4 protein-coding genes and 1 pseudogene are annotated in these 3,529 nt (G+C 59.6%); all 5 read left to right on the forward strand.

What is annotated here, in order from left to right; translation table 11 throughout:
• Positions 1–129, forward strand: a pseudogene (locus tag PACILC2_RS29025) (nitronate monooxygenase); the annotation flags it as partial.
• Positions 130–196: 67 nt separating this feature from the next.
• Entirely contained in the window at positions 197–631 is a 435-nt protein-coding gene (locus PACILC2_RS24165; protein ID WP_307860706.1) for an NAD(P)H-dependent flavin oxidoreductase, read from the forward strand.
• A gap of 312 nt (positions 632–943) precedes the next feature.
• Positions 944–1,924: an ABC transporter ATP-binding protein gene (locus PACILC2_RS24170; RefSeq protein WP_244863819.1), complete on the forward strand. Its 981-nt coding sequence runs from the start codon at positions 944–946 to the stop codon at positions 1,922–1,924.
• A complete protein-coding gene (locus PACILC2_RS24175; protein WP_213531414.1) occupies positions 1,921–2,724 on the forward strand; it encodes an ABC transporter permease in 804 nt (267 codons plus the stop codon). Before PACILC2_RS24170 ends, PACILC2_RS24175 begins: the two co-directional genes overlap by 4 nt.
• Positions 2,725–2,883: 159 nt before the next feature.
• Positions 2,884–3,510 carry an ABC transporter permease gene (locus tag PACILC2_RS24180; RefSeq protein WP_244863820.1) on the forward strand — a complete coding sequence of 209 codons (627 nt, stop codon included), beginning with the start codon at positions 2,884–2,886 and terminating at the stop codon, positions 3,508–3,510.
• The last annotated feature ends 19 nt before the right edge of the window (positions 3,511–3,529 follow it).

The raw sequence follows: 3,529 nt of genomic DNA on the forward strand, positions 1-3,529 counted from the left end.
GTGACGACGGTCGAGGAAGCGCTGACCGCCGAAGCGGCGGGCAGCGATATTCTCGTCGCCCAAGGCAGCGACGCCGGAGGCCATCGGGGCACGTTCGATACGAGCCGGCGCCCGTACGGCGCGCTTGTCGGCACGTTCTCGCTCGTGCCGCAGATCGCCGACCGGGTCAAGGCGCCGGTCGTCGCCGCGGCGCGTCATGGACGGCCGCGGCCTCGCGGCCGCGCTGCTGCTCGGCGCGCAAGGCGTTCAGCTCGGAACGCGCTTTCTGACAGCGGCCGAATCGGGCGCCCATCCCGCATACAAGGAAGCGCTGTTGGCGGCATCCGAGGACGACACGGTCATTACCCGCTGGTTTTCCGGCCGTCCGGCCCGTGGTCTTCGCAATCGCTTCATCGAGGCGGCGGAACAGTCGGGTCTGGAGCCGCTGCCGTTCCCGAGCCAGAATACCGCCACCGGTCCGATTCGACAAGCGGCGGCCGAGCGGAACGATGCCCAATATATGTCGCTTTGGGCGGGTCAAGCGCTGCGTCTGCTCACCCGCGATACTCCGGCCGCGCGCATTGTGCGCGAAATCGCCGACGAGGCCCGTTCCCGCTTGTCCGGAATGGCAGGCGGCGGACCGGCCGAATGATGCGTGCGGCTTCCGCGTCGTCTGTGCCGGCATCGGCAGGCTGGCAGACGCCCTGAAGCCGCCCTTTGCTTTTGGCCCCCGCTTCTGTTTCCCTGTCCATTGCTTTTGGCCCTCTCTTCCATTTCCCTCTACTTCGCGTTGAAAGCGCATCCAATACGGCGTCATTGCATCTTGCAATCAAAGTCAACAGCCCAATCGTTTCCCTCGCACGCCCGGTGGCGGCAATCGGCAAAATCGGGGATTGACAGGTTGCCCGGACCAATGGTAATATCTCCTTCCTTTCATTTTACAAGACAGGAGGAAATAACCGCCGTGATAACGGTAAAAGGAATCAGCAAATCGTTCAAGGTTCCCAGGCGTTCCGCGGGAATGGGCCAGGCGCTGAAATCGCTGTTCCGCAGGGAATATACGGTCGTTCATGCGCTAAGCGATATCTCCTTCTCCATCGAGCCCGGCGAAATTGTCGGCTACATCGGTCCGAACGGCGCCGGCAAATCGACGACGATCAAAGTGATGAGCGGCATCCTCGTCCCGGATAGCGGAACCTGCACCATCATGGGATACACGCCATGGCGCGACCGCGTCCGTTACGTCAAGCGCATCGGCGTCGTGTTCGGACAGCGCTCCCAATTATGGTGGGACGTCCCCGTTATCGATTCGTTCGAACTGTTGCGCGACATCTACGATGTGCCGGAAAGGGAATATCGCGATACATTAGACTTGTTGACGGAAACGCTCGATTTGAAGCATATCGTGAATACCCCGGTCCGCCAGCTCAGCCTCGGCCAGCGCATGCGCTGCGAAATCGCCGCCTCTCTGCTGCACAGCCCAAGCGTCCTCTTCCTCGACGAACCGACGATCGGCCTGGACGCCGTATCGAAAATCGCCGTCCGCCAATTTATCCGGACCATCAACAAGGAAAAAGGCGTCACGATCATTTTGACGACGCACGATATGAACGACATCGAAGCGCTCGCCCGGCGCATTCTGCTGATCGGCAAAGGAAGCCTGCTGTACGACGGCAGCCTGCAGGAGCTGAGAAGCAGGTTCGGCACGCGCAAGACGATTACGGCCGATTACATGGAGCGGCAGGAGCCGCTGGCGATTCCCGGTGTTTCGATCGTGTCGTGGACGCCGGAGCGGGCGGTGCTGAGCGTGGATACGGAACAGGTCATGATGTCCGAAGCGCTGACTCGGCTGGCGGAACAGGTCGATCTGCTCGACGTCGCGATCGATACGCAGCCGATCGAGGATATCATCGTCCAGTTGTACAAGGAGTATCAAATCTCATGAAAATGTACATTTCCGTCTTCAAGCTCCGTTTCTACAACGGCCTGCAGTACCGGGCGGCGGCGCTGGCCGGTGTGGCGACCCAATTTTTCTGGGGCTTCCTTATCATTATGGTGTTTCAGGCGTTCTACAGCCACGCCGAAGGCACGCAGCCGATCTCGCTTCCCCAGCTGACGACATACGTCTGGCTGCAGCAGGCTTTTCTCGCTTTCATCATGCTCTGGTTTCGCGACAACGAGCTGTTCCAGCTCATTACAAGCGGCAACATCGCTTACGAGCTGTGCAGGCCGAGCGGCATCTACAATTTCTGGTATGCCAAGCTGCTGGCGCAACGCGTCTCGTCCGCGCTTCTGCGCAGTCTGCCCATTCTCGGCATCGCGTTCTTCCTTCCCCGTTCTTACCGATTGTCGCTTCCGCCGGATCCGGCCACGCTCGTCCTGTTTCTCGTTACGCTGGTTATCGGGCTGTTCGTGCTCGTTTCCGTCTCGATGCTCATTTACATATCGGTGTTCGTCACGATGTCTCCGGTCGGGTCGCTGCTTATTTTCAGCGTCGCCGGCGAGTTTTTGAGCGGATCGATCATCCCGATTCCGTTGATGCCGGATTGGCTGCAGGATATCGTCCGGCTGTTTCCTTTTCATCTGTCCGCCGACTTTCCGTTCCGGGTCTATTCCGGGCATATCCCGAAGGAAGCCGCATTGGCCGGCATCGTCAGCCAGCTTCTTTGGCTTGCCTTCCTCATTCTCGTCGGACGCGCGGCGATGAACCGGGCGCTGCGAAGAGTCGTCGTTCAGGGAGGGTGAAGAGATGAGGCTCTACGTGAAATATTTAATGATCGTGTTCAAATCGCAAATGCAGTACCGCGCCTCGTTCTGGCTCATGACGCTCGGCCAGCTCCTTGTGCCGTTCTCGATTTTTGCCGGCGTCTATTTGCTTTTCGAACGGTTCGGTCAGCTTAAAGGATGGCATTTTTCGAAGCGGCGCTATGCTTTGCCGTCATTCATATGGCGTTCAGCATCAGCGAATGTTTCGCCCGCGGGTTTGACGCCTTCTCGAGCTTGATCGCAAGCGGCGACTTCGACCGGGTGCTGGTGCGGCCGCGCGGCACGATCGTCCAGGTGCTCGGCTCGAAGTTCGAGTTTACGCGATTCGGACGTCTGCTGCAAAGCCTGGTCGTACTCGTCTGGGCCGTCTGGAATTTGCCGATCGAATGGACCTTTCTGAAAATCGTCACGCTGCTGTTCATGGTGGCGAGCGGCGTCGCCATCTTCACCGGCATCTTCATGCTGGCGGCCGCGATGTGCTTCTGGACCGTGCAAGGGCTGGAAGTGGCGAACATCTTTACGGACGGCGGCCGGGAGATGGCCCAATATCCGCTGAACATCTACCAGAAATGGGTGACCCGCTTCTTCACGTTCGTCATCCCTTTCGGCACCGTCAACTATTTGCCGCTCTTGTACATTCTGGATAAAACCGGAAGCGGCGGCCACTGGTACGCAGCCGCCCCGCTCGCCGGCTTCCTGTTCCTCCTGCCCTGCCTGCTCGTCTGGCGGATCGGCGTCCGCCATTATCGCTCGACCGGCTCGTAAAATCGAGTAGGAGGGGGCG

Origin of the sequence: Paenibacillus cisolokensis (genome assembly GCF_018403665.1) — a bacterium.
GTDB lineage: Bacteria > Bacillota > Bacilli > Paenibacillales > Paenibacillaceae > Paenibacillus_AH > Paenibacillus_AH cisolokensis.